Consider the following 14,362-nt stretch of genomic DNA (forward strand, 5'->3'; position numbering starts at 1 on the left):
CTCATATTCGCTTAGTTTCGACCTATCGATAGGGGCGCCCGGTAGCTCTTCGGTCTTGGAGGGGAGAAAAAAGTCTGTTTGTGTGTGGAGAAAAAGTGATTCGAGAGGGCGGCGTTGAATACGATGAATACCCCCATCTCAATTTTCTGCATCCGACGCCTGTTCCGCTGCTGTTTTTTTCTGGGATCATTTTCTTTAGCAAAAAGTTCCAATCGCGAGCTTCATCGGACTCGTGGTTAACAAACTCTCCGTAGCCCCCATGATGGATTGGACCGACCGTCACTGTCGTGCCTTTCATCGCGTCCTTGCGCCGAACGCGCGACTCTATACCGAGATGGTGCATGCTCAGGCGGTGATCCACGGAGATCGCGAGCGGCTGCTTGGTTTTGATGTCAGTGAGCATCCCGTGGCGTTGCAACTCGGCGGCAGTGAGCCTGGGTTGCTCACAGAGGCAGCAAGGATCGGTGAGCAATTTGGTTACGACGAAATCAATCTCAATGTGGGCTGTCCTTCCGATCGCGTACAGGCGGGGCGCTTCGGGGCTTGCTTGATGAAGGAGCCGGATCTCGTCGCCGAGGGCATCGCGGCGATGATTGGCGCAGTAAAAATTCCGGTCACCGTGAAATGCCGTCTCGGCGTCGATGAGCTTGAGGACTACGACCGATTCTGCGCTTTCATCGACACCGTCGCTGCCGCGGGATGCCGCGAATTCATCGTGCATGCGCGCAAGGCCTGGCTGCAGGGCTTGTCGCCGAAAGAGAACCGTGAGATTCCGCCACTTCGCTACGACTGGGTGCATCGACTCAAGATAGAGCGCCCCAACTTGGTGATCGTCATCAACGGCGGTTTGAGCACGGTCGAAGACAGTCTTGAGCAACTAGCGCACGTCGACGGAGTAATGCTGGGCCGGACCGCCTATCACGAGCCCTATCGCCTACACCAACTCGATGCAGCGATTTCCGGCGGCGTGCAGGTATCGCGGGAAGCGCTTCTGCGACGCTATTTGCCTTACGTGGAAGTGCAATTGGCGAAGGGTGTGGCGATCAAACACATTTCCCGGCATATTCTCGGCCTTTTCCACGCTCAGGTCGGTGGCCGAGCGTTTCGTCAGATCCTCAGCGAGGGCGCTCCGCGACCTGCCGCCGGGATCGATCTGATCGAGCGCGCGCTCGCGGCCACTCAGTCCAGAGAACACGCCGCATGATCACCCGCGACTTCGATGCCTTTCTGCTCCAGGCCCGCGCCACTCCCGCCGATGTCGGTCCGGCGTGTGCAAAGGCGGCATTCATCGTGGCGCCGGAGGCATTTCGTCTCGCTGAGCAATCTGCCAGCGACAACCGCTACATGGATCTGGATATCGAAGTGGGCGCTGATCGGGCCTTGGCGCAGCATCGCGGTCTGCAGTTGGCGATGTCGCAAACTTTGCCCACCTTGTGCTTCCCAGGCCATGTCGACACCCCCGATGCCCTGTTCCCGAACAATGTGTTCGCGACGGTACCAGGTCGTTTGATCCTGGGGCACATGCGCCACCCGGTGCGTCAACGCGAAGTCGAGCGCGCCGATATTCGAGGTTTTTTCACCAAGGTTCTCGGCTATGAGGAAGTCGATCTGCGTACTCAATCAGGAGTTTGCGAATTGACCGGCGCGCTAGTCATCGACCGCGCCCGCGGTCTGGGTTTCGCTGGGTTGAGCGAGCGCTGCGACGAAGCCGGAGCCGCAGCCATGCATGCAGCGTTCGGTCTGCGCGCGACGCTGATGTTCGATCTGGCGCCGGGCGAATATCACACCAATGTCGTCCTGAGCGTGCTTGCAGGTCGAGCAGTCGTGTTGGCGCCGAGCGGGTTCGCCGACAAGGCGGCAGCCGAGGCCATTTCTGCGCTGTACGCACCCCACGCTGTCGTACTCGACGCGGCCCAGAAGAATGCTTTCACCGGCAATTGCATCGCGCTCGCCGAGGACCAGTGCTGGCTCAGCCAGGTCGCAGAGGCGTCCCTGCGATCGGAGCAGCGCGCGGCCTTGCGGGAGGCCGGATTTGAGCTTGTCGCCGTGGAGCTCGATGAAATCGAGAAGGCTGGTGGGTCCCTGCGTTGTTGCGTTGCCGAGATTTTCTAAGCCCTTCCGTGGGTTAGAGTTCAGATCGGATTCACTGCCTCGTGGCCAGACTCCGCGCCTAGTTACGCTGGTTGTTCCCTCAAGGCCCCGCTACCATCCGCGCATGAGCTTCTCCTTCCGCCCATTGCTAGTGGTTCTGCTCGTCGCCTCGTTCGGCGTAACTGACGTGCGTGCGCAGGGGGGGGCGGGCAAGCGGCCGCCGCCGAAAGCCGAGCAGGCGGAGTCGGATCTGACCGGTTCCGTGCGTCGGGTCGAGCGTCAAACCGGCGGTGAAGTCCTTCGCGTTGAGCCGATGCAGCGCGATGGCCGCGAAGTCTACCGGCTCAAGGTCCTCACCTCCGATGGTCGGGTTCGTGTGATGCAGGACGACCCCCAGCAACGTCGCGAGGAGTCGCCGCAACAAGGGCGCAAGGGCAAGCCAAAATCCGGCTCTGAAGATTCAAACGGCGACTCACCCTCTTATTAAGCCGCCCAACGGCGGTCGTTCCCCGTCCAAGGAGACGACATGCGTATTTTGCTGGTCGAGGATGAAGCACCACTTCGGGAGACCCTTGCCGCTCGTCTCAAGCGCGAAGGGTTTGCCGTCGACGCCGCTGCCGATGGCGAGGAAGGCCTGTACCACGGCCGCGAGTTGCCCTTCGATGTCGCCGTGATCGACTTGGGCCTGCCCAAGATGTCGGGCATGGAACTGGTCAAAGCTTTGCGCGCCGAAGGCAAGAAATTCCCGATCCTGATCCTCACGGCGCGGTCGAGTTGGCAGGACAAGGTCGAAGGTCTGAAGTCCGGCGCCGACGACTATCTGGTCAAGCCTTTCCATGTTGAAGAATTGCTGGCGCGCATAAACGCGCTGCTGCGTCGGGCTGCCGGCTGGAGCAAGCCGACGCTCGACTGCGGCCCCATCCGCCTGGACCTGAGTTCGCAGACCGTCAGCGTCAATGGCGCCGGCGTCGATCTGACCAGTTACGAATACAAGGTGCTCGAATACCTGATGCTGCACGCCGGTGAGCTGGTATCGAAGGCCGACCTCACAGAGCATATCTACCAGCAGGATTTCGATCGCGATTCCAATGTGCTCGAGGTTTTCATCGGCCGCCTGCGCAAGAAGCTCGACCCCGACAGCGAGCTCAAGCCGATCGAAACCGTTCGCGGCCGCGGCTACCGTTTCGCCATCCCGCGCAGCGAATAAGCCACGCCAATGGCGCGGCGCGCACTTTCCCTGCACGCCCGCCAGCTGCTGGCGGCTAGTCTCGGCCTGATCGCCTTCCTCAGCCTGACCGGCTACGCGCTCGACCACGCCTTCCAGGAAACCGCGCGCGTCGAATTGCAGGATCGCCTGCAAAATTATGTAAAAGCGTATTACCGCGGCATGGAATTCGCCCGCGGCGGCGCGCTGTTGATGCCTGATCGCGCCCCCGATCCACGCTTCGAGCGCCCCGGCAGCGGCCTGTACGCTGGCCTGGTCAGTCGCGACATGCGCTGGGAGTCGGCGTCGTCGCTTGGCCGCACGTTGCCACTTCCGAAAACGCTCAAGCTCAATGAAATGCGCCTCGACGGTCCCTTGCCCTACAACGATGGCAACGGTGGCACGCAAAAGGTTTACCGTCTCTCGCACACCACAATCTGGGAAACCGAAGCCGGCGACATGCCGTTGACCTTTTCGGTCTACGAAGACACCGCGCAGTTCGAGAGCCAGTTGTCGGTGTTCCGTCGCGCCCTCTGGGGATATCTCGGCATGGCAGCGGTGCTGTTGTTGCTGGTGCAGATGCTGGTGTTGCGCTGGAGTCTGCAACCGTTGCGCAATCTCAAGCGTGATCTCGACCGCGTGCAGGGCGGTCATCATCCCAGCCTGTCCGGTCAGCATCCGCCGGAACTCGAGCCGATCACCGACAGTATCAACGCGCTGATCGACAGCGAGCGTAGCCATCTTGAGCAGAGCCGAAACACGCTTTCCGATCTCGCCCACAGTTTGAAGACACCGCTGGCCGTTTTACGTGCGCGACTCGATTCCGGCGCCGGCGTCGACGACTTGCGCGACGAGGTCTCGGCGCAGGTGCAGCGCATGAACGAGATCGTCTCCTACCAGTTGTCACGCGCGGCGCGCAGCGGGCATGCGCTTTTTTCCGCGCCGATCGAGGTCGAGCCCCGGGCCGAGGAAATCGTCGCCAGCCTGGAGAAGGTCTATTCCGGCAAGGGGGTGGTCTGCGAATTCGATGTCGACGCGCAGGCGCGTTTCCACGGCGAGTTGGGCGACTTGCAGGAGTTGATCGGCAACTTGCTCGAGAATGCTTTCAAATGGGCGGCGCGACGGGTGTTGCTGACCGTAAAGGTCGAGCCGACACAGGGCAGTCGGCGCCCGGGCCTGTTGCTGGCGGTCGAAGACGATGGCCCGGGTATCGCCGCCGAAAATGTCGAGCGGCTGTTGCAGCGTGGCGTGCGTGGCGACGAACGCGTGCAAGGCCATGGCATCGGCCTGGCGATCGTGCAGGACATCGTCCGCGCCTATCGCGGCGAGTTGCGGGTGGAGCGCTCGACGGAACTGGGCGGCGCCCGCTTCGTGGTGCGGATCCCGCCAGTGATCTAGCGGTGCGTCGACTTAGCGGAACATCCCTGGCAGCAGGCTATGCCAGCGCGGCGTCGATACGTGCGGCGCGGCGGCGCGGGCATGGGTGACGGGGCCGGCGCTGTCGGTGTGAACCGTCGTGGTGCTGTCGGTATCGGAAGTGGCCGCGTTGCTCGGGTTGGCCTTCGCAGCTTTCGGCGGCGGGCAGCTTTCCGAATTGTTGGGCGCGGTGCCGCCAGCCATTGCATGGCTTGCGAACAGGCAGAGCAGCAGGGCAAGGACGATACGGGGCATGGCACGGACTCGTTGGCTAGGCATCAGGACTGATGCAGGCAAGCGCGAAAAAGTTGCGAGAGTGTAGCCCGATCCCGGCGGCGCTGCATTTTCAGCTGCTGCGGCGCAGCATGGCGCGGGCTGGCGCATGCGGCAGACTGCCTCCCGAATGAATGCCGTTCCCTTTGTCCCGCCCCGTCTGCGCATCCGTGGCCCCGCGCTCCGTCGCGCCCTGATCGCCGGCGCCCGGCGCGTGATCGCCCATCGCGAGACGCTCAACAAGATCAATGTCTTTCCGGTCCCGGATGGCGACACCGGCAGCAATCTCGCTTTTACGCTGGGTACGGTCCTGACCGGTGCGCTCAGCCGGCGTACCGCCAGCGTCGGCGAATTACTGCGCAAGGTCGGCGAGGATGCCATCGATGGCGCCCGCGGCAATTCCGGCGCCATCTTCGCGCAATTCTTCACTGGTCTGGCCGAAGCCGTAGGAGAGCAATCCACGATGCCACCGCAGTTGCTGGCGCAGGCGATCCAGGCCGGCGCCCAGTCGGCGCGCGGCGCCCTCGCCGAGCCCCGCGAGGGCACGATCCTCAGCGTGATCAGCGCCTTTGCCGACTCACTCGAGCAGCGCGGTGAAGTCACCGACATGCGCGCCTGGTTCCAGCCGGCGCTGCTCCAGGCGCAGCGCGCTCTGGCCAATACACCCAATCAGCTGCCGGTGTTGCTCAAGGCTGGCGTGGTCGACGCCGGCGCGCAGGGGTTCGTCGACCTGCTCGAAGGCATAGCCGAATTCATGGCGACGGGATTGCTCGATCTGGTCAATCTCGAAAACCAGTCCAGTGGTGATCTCGAAGCCGCGCAGGTGCATGGCGAATTGCTCGATGCTGATCCCGAGCATCGCTGGTGCAGCGAATGCCTGTTGCTTGGCGAGGGTCTCGATCGCCCCGGGCTGCGCGCCGCTGTCACCGATCTCGGCGCCTCCTGCGTTGTCGTCGCCGGCTCGCATTCGCGCATCCGCCTGCACGCGCACGTCGCAAATCCGCAGGCCTTGTTCGATGTCGCGGCGCGCTTCGGTCGCGTCGAGGCGACCAAGGCCGACGACATGCATGCGCAGCAACGCACGGCGGCGGGCGGTGGTCGCGTCGCGATCATCACCGACAGCTCCGCCGACTTGCCCGATGGTCTCGCCGAAGCGCTGAACATCCATGTCGTGCCGCTGCGATTGAATTTCGGCGACCAGGATTACCTCGACAAGATCGGCCTGACGCCGCACGAGTTCTATCGCAAGTTGCGCGAGGAAGTGGTGCTGCCACGAACCAGCCAGCCCTCGCCGGGCGATTTCCGCCGGCAATTCGAATTCCTGCTGTCGCACCATCCTGCACTGATCTATCTCGGCGTCGCCCGTGCGGTATCGGGCACCATCCAGTCGGCGGAAACCGCCATCCAGCGCGGCCATCCCGACCGCAGTTTCGTCTTCGATACTGCCAATGCCGCCGGTGGTCAGGCTTTGTTGGCGATCGCTGCCGCCGAAGCCGCGCAACGTGGCGACGAGACGGCCGACATCCTCGCGCGGCTGGAACGCCTGCGCCCATTGACGCGTACCTGGGCGATCACCCGCGACGTCAGCCTGGCGGTGCGCGGCGGCCGCATTCCGGCGTGGTCGAAAGCGGTGGTGCAGGGGCTGGGCTTCACGCCGATCGCGAAAATCGTTCCTGCCGGCCGTCTTTCGATAGCCGGCGGCTTGTTCGGCCAAAAGCGCGTGCCGGAACGTTTCGGCGCCTATGTCGCCCGCCGCGTGCTGGCAGGCCGGCGCTGGCGCGTGATCGTCGGGCATTGCGATGCCCTGGCCGAAGGCGAGGCCTTGCTCGCCGAAATCAAGCGCCGTCTCGATTGCCAGGATGCGTGGCTCGTCGAGACCGGGCCGGCGATCGGTGCGCATGCCGGTCCCGGCGCGCTGGTGGCCTGCCTGCAGCCGGTCGACGCATGAATCGGCGTCGCCGCTGCGCGTTCGCGCGATAATCGCCGCATGTTGATCGCGTCCCTACTGTTGTTCGTCGCGTACTTGCTCGGTTCGCTGTCCGGCAGTCTCCTGCTCGGGCGCCTGCGTGGCGTGGACATCCGCACCCAGGGCAGCGGCAACGCCGGCGGCACCAACGCGTTGCGCACGCAGGGTTGGCGATTCGCGCTGGGCACTGTGCTGGTCGATGTCGGCAAGGGCGCGCTCGCGGCCTGGCTGGCGTGGCGGTTCGCTGGCGCGGCGGTTGGCTGGTTGCTTCCTGCCTGTGTTCTCGCTGCCGTCGCTGGCCATGTCTGGCCAGTCTTCCACGGCTTCCGCGGCGGCAAGGGTGCGGCCACCCTGATCGGTGGCCTGCTGATTTTCTGGCCGTGGTCGGTTCCGATCGTGCTGGCGGTTTGGATCCTCTGCCTGGTGCTGAGCGGATTCGTCGGATTGTCGACCGTCGTCGCCGCGCTCAGTCTGGTCGCGATCGCAGGCATCGTGCAGCGAGATGGCACGCATCTTTGTTTCGCGCTGATTGCGGCGCTGTTTCTCGTCTACACCCATCGCGGAAATCTCCGTCGGATGCGCAGCGGCACTGAGCCGCGTTCGCAGCAGATGCGGATATTCGCGCGGCTGTTTTCGCGGAAGACCGCATGAGCGCGCAGGCGATGCTGAAATTATTGGCGCAGGGGCCGGTGGAGAAAGCGGATGCGTTGTCGACGTTGGGGTTGTCAGCGTCGGCATGGGCGGATGCGCTGGAAAACCTGCGCGCCGCCGGCATCGAAATCATCGCCTGCGACGACCAACGGTTCACGCTGGCGCAACCGATCGAGTGGCTGGATCGCGATGCCATCCTCGCCGCGTTGCCGCTGCAGGCACGGGAGCAATTGCAATCGCTCGTGCTCACTTTCGAAACCGATTCCACGCAGCAGCAGGCCTTGTCTACATCGACGCCGGAACAAGGTTGCGCATTGTGGCTTGCCGAGCGCCAGACTGCGGGACAAGGCCGTCGCGGGCGCCGTTGGATATCGCCGCTCGCTGCCAATCTGATGCTGAGTCTGTCGCGGCGATTCGATGGTGGCTACGACGCACTCACTGGACTCAGCCTCGCGGTCGGTGTTGCGGCAGCCGAGGCGCTGCACTCCCTCGGCCACGAAAGTGTCCGCGTGAAATGGCCGAACGATCTCGTTGTCGATGGCCGCAAGCTCGGCGGCATCCTTGTCAATCTGCGCGGCAATTCGCGCGGTCCAGCCGAGGCGGTGATCGGCCTGGGTCTGAATGTGCACATGCCGGCTATCGGCGCCGCCGACATCGATCAGCCCTGGTGCGATCTGGCGATGCTCGATGGCGGCATCGCGCCGTCGCGCAACCGTGTTGCCGCCGCGTTGCTCGCGCATCTGTTGCCGGCATTGAGTTTGTTCGATCGCGAGGGGCTGACGCCATTCCTGTCGCGCTGGCAGCAACTCGATGCGCTCCTCGGTCGCCGCGTACAGGTCCGCGACGGCGCGCAGAACGTCGAAGGCATAGCGCTTGGTGTCGATGCCCGCGGCGCGCTGCGCCTGCGCACCGATGCTGGCGAAAAGATCTATCACGGCGGCGAAACGAGTCTGCGACCGGCATGAACTGGCTCATCGATCTAGGCAATACGCGCCTCAAGTACGCCGTGCTCAACGCGGACGGAAGCCATGGCGAGGTACAGGCATTTGCACACGCCGATCCGGAATCGCTGGCGCAGCTGATCGCGCAATTGGGACCGGCGGAAGAAGGCGATGCCGTCTGGTTGGCTTCGGTGGCCTCGTTGTCGATCACCGAGACGCTGACCACCGCGCTCGCGACGCAGGGTTATCGCCTGCACCGTGTACGCACCGCAGCAACGCTGGGACGTTTGCGTATCGCCTATGACGAACCGGCGCGCCTGGGCGTCGATCGCTTTCTCGCGATGCTCGCAGCCAGCGAGCGCAGCGATGGTCCCTGGCTGCTGGTCTCGGTCGGATCGGCGCTCACTGTCGACTGTCTCGATGCCGACGGCCGCCATCTCGGCGGCCTTATCGCGCCGACGCCGGAACACATCCGCGAAGCGATGGCCGAACGCTTTCCGGTGATGGCCGTGCCCACCGGCCAGGTATTGGATTTCGCCACCGATACCGCCGATGCCGTCGCGTCGGGTGCGAGTGCGGCGGCGCTGGGTCTGGTTGAGCGCAGCTTGCGGCTCGCGCAACAGCATCTTGGTCGTGCGCCGACATTGCTGATCAGCGGCGGCGCTGCCGATGTTCTGGCCGAACTCGCTCATGCGCCGACCATCGTCCTGTCTTCACTGGTGCTCGAGGGGCTGGCGCGATTCGCGCAAGCCCGGGAAAATTAGCCGATGTTGCGTTCACTCATCCTTCTGCTCGTGTGCATGAATCTCGGCGTCGGCGCCTGGTGGGGGTTGCATGCCGCGCCAATACAGGCGCGCCTTCCGGTCAGCGATCCCGGCGTCGCTACGCTGACCTTGCTCAGCGAATCGGAAAACCGCGCCTTGCCCAGCAGTGGCTCCGAAGAAATGGTGGCGCCGCCCGATCCGCTCAGCGCCACGCCGGTCTGCCTCAGCATCGGTCCGTTCGCCACACCTGCGGATTTGCGCCGCGCGATGAATACGTTGATGCCGCAGGTCGGCCGTATCCAGTTCCGCGAAGTCGCGGCGACATCGTTGCGTGGCTATCGCGTTTACCTGCCGGCCTCGGGCAGTCGCGAACAGGCCTTGAAAACCGCGCGCGAGCTCGCCTCGCACGGCGTCACCGACTACTACGTGGTCACTGCCGGCGATCAGCAGAACACGGTGTCGCTGGGCATCTTCCACGATCTCGGCAATGCCCGGAAACGCCACGACGAAATCGCCGCGTTCGGTTACGACGCCACCGTTGAAGCGCGCACCGAGCAGGCGCAGCAGTGGTGGGTGGATGTCGCGGCGGCGGAAGGTTTCGATTGGCGCCGCTTCCTGCCCGATCCCGCGCTGCAATCGGCCAGTGCCGCCTGTCCCTGATCGACACAGCGCGCCCTGATTTCGGTTTGCCGCGCTGGACAGTTAGAATCGCCCCCACGCCGGCATAGCTCAGTTGGTAGAGCAACCGCCTTGTAAGCGGTAGGTCCCCAGTTCGAATCCGGGTGCCGGCACCAAAAAGGAACTTCCATGCTGCGCATCGCGCTCGTCCTGCTCGCTCTCGCCGCTCCTGTTCCTTCTCCTGCGGCGGGCGCGGCGATCACGCCGGAAGTGCTGGCCGCGGAAATCGTCAGCGAACAGGCGCCGCTGGTGCTCGATGTAAGAACCCAGGCCGAGTTCGATGCCGGGCATGTGCCGGGCGCGGTGCTGATTCCGCACGACCAACTGGAATCGCGTCTGTCCGAACTCGGCGCGCCCGGCGACATCGTCGTGTATTGCCGCAGCGGCCGGCGTTCGGCGCTGGTCGAGCCGCTGCTGGAAAAACACGGCTTCCGCGTCCAGCAACTTGCCGGCAGCTGGCAGGCCTGGGAAGCGGCAGGCCTGCCCGAACAGATCAACGACGATCTCGTGATCCCGGAGTCGAAATGAGCATGCGCAACGTCGCCCTGATCGGCGCACCCACCGATATCGGCGCAGGCCATCGCGGCGCGTCGATGGGGCCGGAAGCTTTGCGCGTGGCCGGTCTCGCCGAAGCATTGCGCGATCGTGGTTTGAACGTCAGCGATTACGGCAACCTGATCGGCCCGGTGAATCCCTGGCTGCCGCCCGTGGATGGCTATCGTCATCTCGCGGAGGTGGTGCAGTGGAATCGCACCGTGATGGATGCGGTGTACGCAAGTCTCGGCCGTGGCGAATTGCCGATTCTGCTCGGCGGCGATCATTGCCTCGGCATTGGTTCGATCACCGCCGTCGCGCGTCATTGCCGCGAAACCGGCAAGAATCTGCGCGTGCTATGGCTCGATGCCCACGCCGATTTCAACACGCATGAAGTCACGCCGTCGGGAAACATCCACGGCATGCCGGTGTCCTGCCTGTGCGGACTCGGCCCGAAAGCACTGACCGAACTCGGCGGCAGCGCGCCGACGCTTACTGCCGATGCTTTTCGCCAGGTCGGCATCCGCTCGGTCGATGCCGGCGAAAAAAAACTAGTCAAGGAATTCGGTCTCGACATCTACGATATGCGTTACATCGACGAGATCGGCATCAAGCGTGCGATGGAAGAAGCGCTTGAGGGCGTCGATGACAACACGCATCTGCATGTCAGCTTCGACGTCGACTTCCTCGACCCGTCGATCGCGCCTGGCGTCGGCACGACGGTGCCGGGCGGACCGAATTATCGCGAAGCGCAACTGGTGATGGAGATGATCGCCGACGCCGGCCACGTCGGTTCGATCGACATCGTCGAACTCAATCCGGCGTTCGACGAGCACAACAAGACCGCGCAGCTCGCGGTCGACCTGGTCGAGAGCCTGTTCGGAAAATCGACGCTGATGCGCGACTGATTTTTCACCGAGTCTGGTTGTTGCGGAAATCGGCTTGATCAACGCGATTGGCACCTTCCGGCTCACTCTCGCCGCTGTTGGCGTTGACATCGCAAGAACGAAGCTGAATGGCGCAATGTCCATGGGTTCCGTCCTGCTTTCAATGATAGGGAGTGGAGGTTAAATTCGCCCCGTCATTTCATCGCAAGGAGATCGCCATGAAGCGTTTCGTGCTTTCGCTGCTGCTGTTGAGTTTCAGTCTTTCATTACTGACCGCCTGCAACACCATCGAAGGTGCCGGCAAGGACGTCAAGAAAGTCGGCGAAAAAGTCGAGGATGCGGCGCAGAACGCCAAGCACTGATTTTTCACGGCGGAAATGCAGAAGGCCGGGTATCGCTACCCGGCCTTCTTTTTCTACGGCCAACTGACGCTGCGGTTCAGCGCGACGGATCCGGTGCGAAGCCGATCGGGAAGGCATCGGGCCGGCGCGGATAATCGTATGTCGGAATCACACCGCGCTCGGCCAGGGCATTGTGGGAATCGTAGAACAACGACTGCACCTGGTTGGGACGCGAGCTCTCGCGTTCGAACGTGGTCTGCGTGACCGGATCGTAGCGACGCTCCCCGTGACCCGTGCCGATTTCCTGCGCCGTCGCGCGGCGCATCGCACCTTCAGCAGCAGGCGCGCTGGCGGTGGCATCGGCGGCGGACTTGTTGCTTTCATACGGCGAGGCGGGCTGCTCGTAACGGCCGCTGACCTGTGGCGGCGGCGAATACGGCGCCGGTTCGTAGCGACGCTCGCGGAAGGCCGCGACGCCGATCACGCCGACGTTCTGTGGGCGGCCAGTGCGCGCGGCATAGCTGTCGGGAAGGTCGGTGAAGTAGAACTCGGCGACATCGGAATACGATTTGCGCCAGCCGCGAATCTCGACGCGCTGCCAGGGTTCGAGCACGTAACCGGCCTGCGAGGCGCTGGCCGTCTGGCCGCTGATCGCGTTGACACCATCGACCGACAGAACGGCGAGAACGCGCTCGCCGGTGCGGTTTTGCATCGTGACCGAGAAGCGGTGGCCGGGCTGGCCCTCGAGATAGTCGCGACCTTCGAAGGGCAGGCGGGAAAGCGTGTTGCCTTCATCCAGATCGACGACCTGGACATCGATGAGTTGTGGCTGGCGCGCGCAGGCAACTAGCGGCAGCAGGCAAAGCAGGAACAATACGAGGGTGGTCAGGCGTTTCATGGCGGGTCTCCGTGAGGGCCCGGGTGGCAACGCCTCGGCTCCGACAACGGGGTTGCGGGCGGCGTCGCGTAAACTAGGCGCGGCCCCCACGAACGACCTCCATGAGCCAGCAACGCGTCCTCACCGGCATCACCACCTCGGGCACTCCGCATCTGGGCAATTACGCCGGTGCAATTCGACCGGCGCTGCTCGCCAGCCAGCAACCGGGCGTGGAAAGCTTCTATTTCCTCGCCGACTACCACGCGCTGATCAAGGTCCAGGACCCGTTGCGCGTGCAGCGTTCGACACTGGAAATCGCCGCCTCGTGGCTGGCCTGCGGGCTCGATCCGGACAAGGTCTGGTTCTATCGGCAGTCGGATATTCCGGAAATTCCCGAGCTGACCTGGCTGCTCACCTGCGTCGCCGGCAAGGGGCTGCTCAATCGCGCGCATGCCTACAAGGCCGCGGTCGACAAGAATACGGCGGAGGGCGAAGACCCGGACGCCGGCATCACCGCCGGACTGTTCATGTATCCGGTGCTGATGGCCGCGGACATCCTGGTGTTCAATTCGCACAAGGTGCCGGTCGGACGCGATCAGGTTCAGCACATCGAAATGGCGCGCGATTTTGCCGCGCGTTTCAATCATCTCTATGGCGAACATTTCGTGTTGCCGGAAGCAGCGATCGAGGAAAGCGTGGCGACGCTGCCCGGTCTCGATGGTCGCAAGATGAGCAAGAGCTACGACAACACCATTCCCCTGTTCGCGCCACCAGCGGAGATGAAGAAGCTGATCGCCGGCATCAAGACCGATTCGCGCGCGCCCGGCGAAGCGAAGGACACGGAAGGCTCCGCGCTGTTCCAGCTGTATCAGGCTTTCGCCACGAAAGAAGAAAGCGCAGTGATGGCGAAGGCGTTTGCCGACGGTATCGCCTGGGGCGAAGCCAAGCAGGCCCTGTTCGAGCGCATCGATCGCGAAATCGCACCGATGCGCGAAAAATACGAATTGCTGATCGCCCGGCCCGGTGATATCGAGGACATCCTGCATGCGGGCGCGGCGAAAGCGCGGATGATTGCGACGCCATTTTTGCGGGAGTTGCGGCGAGCGGTGGGACTGCGCGATCTGCGCGATGTCGCGAAGACGAATGCGAAAGTCGAGATGAAGGCCGTGCTGCCGGTGTTCAAGCAGTATCGCGAGGCCGATGGCAAGTTCTATTTCAAGCTCACCGGTGGCAGTGGCGAGGTGTTACTGCAGAGCGAGGCCTTTGATTCGCCAAAGGACGCCGGCGGCTACATCTCGGCTTTGAAATCGATGGACTTCGCCAAGGTGGCGGCGGCGGTAGCCTCAGGTCAGCTTCGGGATATTGGTGTCGATGCGCATAAGGTCGAAGAGGCGTTGAAAATTCTGGTTCGTGCGGAAGCAGAAAAAGCCTGATGCCCTTCCTCGCCCTCATTCTGTTCGCGCCCTGGTTCGCCATCCTCGGCTGGGTGTACTGGACCTACCCGAAATCGCATGCGGTGACGCCGGCGCGGCGACGATTGGATGTACTGGCGTTGCTGATAGCACTGGTGCTCAGCGCCTTCGCGATGCGCTGGGCGTTCTTCCAGCCGTTCGATGGCGTCGGCAAGATGTGGCCGCAGGTGATCGCGACGCTGGCCGGGTATCACGTGTTCCTGCTGGTGCTCGCGGTAGCTTTCTTTATTCGCAGGAAGAAATATCGCAGCGTTTGAGCCGCGATAT

The 14,362-nt window shown here is 63.4% G+C and carries 16 protein-coding genes, 1 tRNA gene and 1 pseudogene; 16 read left to right on the forward strand and 2 right to left on the reverse strand.

Going from position 1 to position 14,362, the window contains the following annotated elements; translation table 11 throughout:
• Positions 1–211 precede the first annotated feature (211 nt).
• The 5 genes from dusA to VKM35_RS13435 all read left to right on the forward strand — a co-directional run bounded on the left by dusA (position 212) and on the right by VKM35_RS13435 (position 4,693).
• On the forward strand, positions 212–1,204 hold the full coding sequence (gene dusA, locus VKM35_RS13415; protein ID WP_324321672.1) for a tRNA dihydrouridine(20/20a) synthase DusA: 993 nt from the start codon (positions 212–214) through the stop codon (positions 1,202–1,204).
• Positions 1,201–2,112 carry an arginine deiminase-related protein gene (locus VKM35_RS13420; protein WP_324321607.1) on the forward strand — a complete coding sequence of 304 codons (912 nt, stop codon included), beginning with the start codon at positions 1,201–1,203 and terminating at the stop codon, positions 2,110–2,112. Before dusA ends, VKM35_RS13420 begins: the two co-directional genes overlap by 4 nt.
• A gap of 103 nt (positions 2,113–2,215) precedes the next feature.
• The gene (locus VKM35_RS13425) at positions 2,216–2,578 is read left to right on the forward strand and encodes a hypothetical protein (protein ID WP_324321609.1); all 363 of its coding nucleotides are present in this window, start codon (positions 2,216–2,218) and stop codon (positions 2,576–2,578) included.
• 39 nt (positions 2,579–2,617) lie between these two features.
• Positions 2,618–3,298, forward strand: a complete 681-nt coding sequence (locus VKM35_RS13430; protein WP_324321611.1) for a response regulator transcription factor — start codon at positions 2,618–2,620, stop codon at positions 3,296–3,298.
• A 30-nt stretch (positions 3,299–3,328) separates the two neighbouring features.
• The gene (locus VKM35_RS13435; protein WP_324321673.1) at positions 3,329–4,693 is read left to right on the forward strand and encodes a sensor histidine kinase; all 1,365 of its coding nucleotides are present in this window, start codon (positions 3,329–3,331) and stop codon (positions 4,691–4,693) included.
• 12 nt (positions 4,694–4,705) lie between these two features.
• On the opposite strand, the gene VKM35_RS13440 is transcribed toward VKM35_RS13435, so the two are convergent.
• On the reverse strand, positions 4,706–4,966 hold the full coding sequence (locus tag VKM35_RS13440) for a hypothetical protein (RefSeq protein WP_324321612.1): 261 nt from the start codon (positions 4,964–4,966) through the stop codon (positions 4,706–4,708).
• Between the two features lie 148 nt (positions 4,967–5,114).
• Between VKM35_RS13440 and VKM35_RS13445 the strand changes: the two genes are divergently transcribed.
• The 9 genes from VKM35_RS13445 to VKM35_RS13485 all read left to right on the forward strand — a co-directional run bounded on the left by VKM35_RS13445 (position 5,115) and on the right by VKM35_RS13485 (position 11,767).
• Positions 5,115–6,932: a DegV family protein gene (locus VKM35_RS13445; protein WP_324321613.1), complete on the forward strand. Its 1,818-nt coding sequence runs from the start codon at positions 5,115–5,117 to the stop codon at positions 6,930–6,932.
• A gap of 39 nt (positions 6,933–6,971) precedes the next feature.
• On the forward strand, positions 6,972–7,601 hold the full coding sequence (gene plsY / locus VKM35_RS13450; RefSeq protein ID WP_324321614.1) for a glycerol-3-phosphate 1-O-acyltransferase PlsY: 630 nt from the start codon (positions 6,972–6,974) through the stop codon (positions 7,599–7,601).
• Entirely contained in the window at positions 7,598–8,566 is a 969-nt protein-coding gene (locus tag VKM35_RS13455; RefSeq protein WP_324321615.1) for a biotin--[acetyl-CoA-carboxylase] ligase, read from the forward strand. The genes plsY and VKM35_RS13455 overlap by 4 nt, the downstream gene beginning before the upstream one ends.
• Positions 8,563–9,306, forward strand: a complete 744-nt coding sequence (locus tag VKM35_RS13460; protein ID WP_324321616.1) for a type III pantothenate kinase — start codon at positions 8,563–8,565, stop codon at positions 9,304–9,306. Before VKM35_RS13455 ends, VKM35_RS13460 begins: the two co-directional genes overlap by 4 nt.
• A 3-nt stretch (positions 9,307–9,309) precedes the next feature.
• The gene (locus tag VKM35_RS13465; RefSeq protein WP_324321617.1) at positions 9,310–9,966 is read left to right on the forward strand and encodes an SPOR domain-containing protein; all 657 of its coding nucleotides are present in this window, start codon (positions 9,310–9,312) and stop codon (positions 9,964–9,966) included.
• 58 nt (positions 9,967–10,024) lie between these two features.
• A tRNA-Thr gene (locus VKM35_RS13470) sits at positions 10,025–10,100 on the forward strand.
• 13 nt (positions 10,101–10,113) lie between these two features.
• On the forward strand, positions 10,114–10,512 hold the full coding sequence (locus VKM35_RS13475; protein WP_324321619.1) for a rhodanese-like domain-containing protein: 399 nt from the start codon (positions 10,114–10,116) through the stop codon (positions 10,510–10,512).
• Positions 10,509–11,426 (forward strand): arginase, encoded by a 918-nt coding sequence (gene rocF / locus VKM35_RS13480; protein WP_324321620.1) that lies wholly within the window; start codon positions 10,509–10,511, stop codon positions 11,424–11,426. Before VKM35_RS13475 ends, rocF begins: the two co-directional genes overlap by 4 nt.
• Before the next feature lie 197 nt (positions 11,427–11,623).
• Entirely contained in the window at positions 11,624–11,767 is a 144-nt protein-coding gene (locus VKM35_RS13485; protein WP_324321621.1) for an entericidin A/B family lipoprotein, read from the forward strand.
• Positions 11,768–11,843: 76 nt separating this feature from the next.
• Here VKM35_RS13485 and VKM35_RS13490 read toward each other — a convergent pair whose 3' ends face one another.
• Complete coding sequence (locus VKM35_RS13490) at positions 11,844–12,644, reverse strand: hypothetical protein (protein WP_324321622.1); 801 nt, start codon at positions 12,642–12,644, stop codon at positions 11,844–11,846.
• A gap of 101 nt (positions 12,645–12,745) precedes the next feature.
• On the opposite strand from VKM35_RS13490, the pseudogene VKM35_RS13495 reads away from it, so the two are divergent.
• Both VKM35_RS13495 and VKM35_RS13500 read left to right on the forward strand, forming a co-directional pair.
• Positions 12,746–14,029 (forward strand): annotated as a pseudogene (locus VKM35_RS13495) (tryptophan--tRNA ligase); the annotation flags it as partial.
• A 26-nt stretch (positions 14,030–14,055) separates the two neighbouring features.
• A complete protein-coding gene (locus VKM35_RS13500) occupies positions 14,056–14,352 on the forward strand; it encodes a hypothetical protein (RefSeq protein WP_324321624.1) in 297 nt (98 codons plus the stop codon).
• The last annotated feature ends 10 nt before the right edge of the window (positions 14,353–14,362 follow it).

Source organism: Arenimonas sp. (assembly GCF_035312645.1).
Lineage (GTDB): Bacteria > Pseudomonadota > Gammaproteobacteria > Xanthomonadales > Xanthomonadaceae > Arenimonas.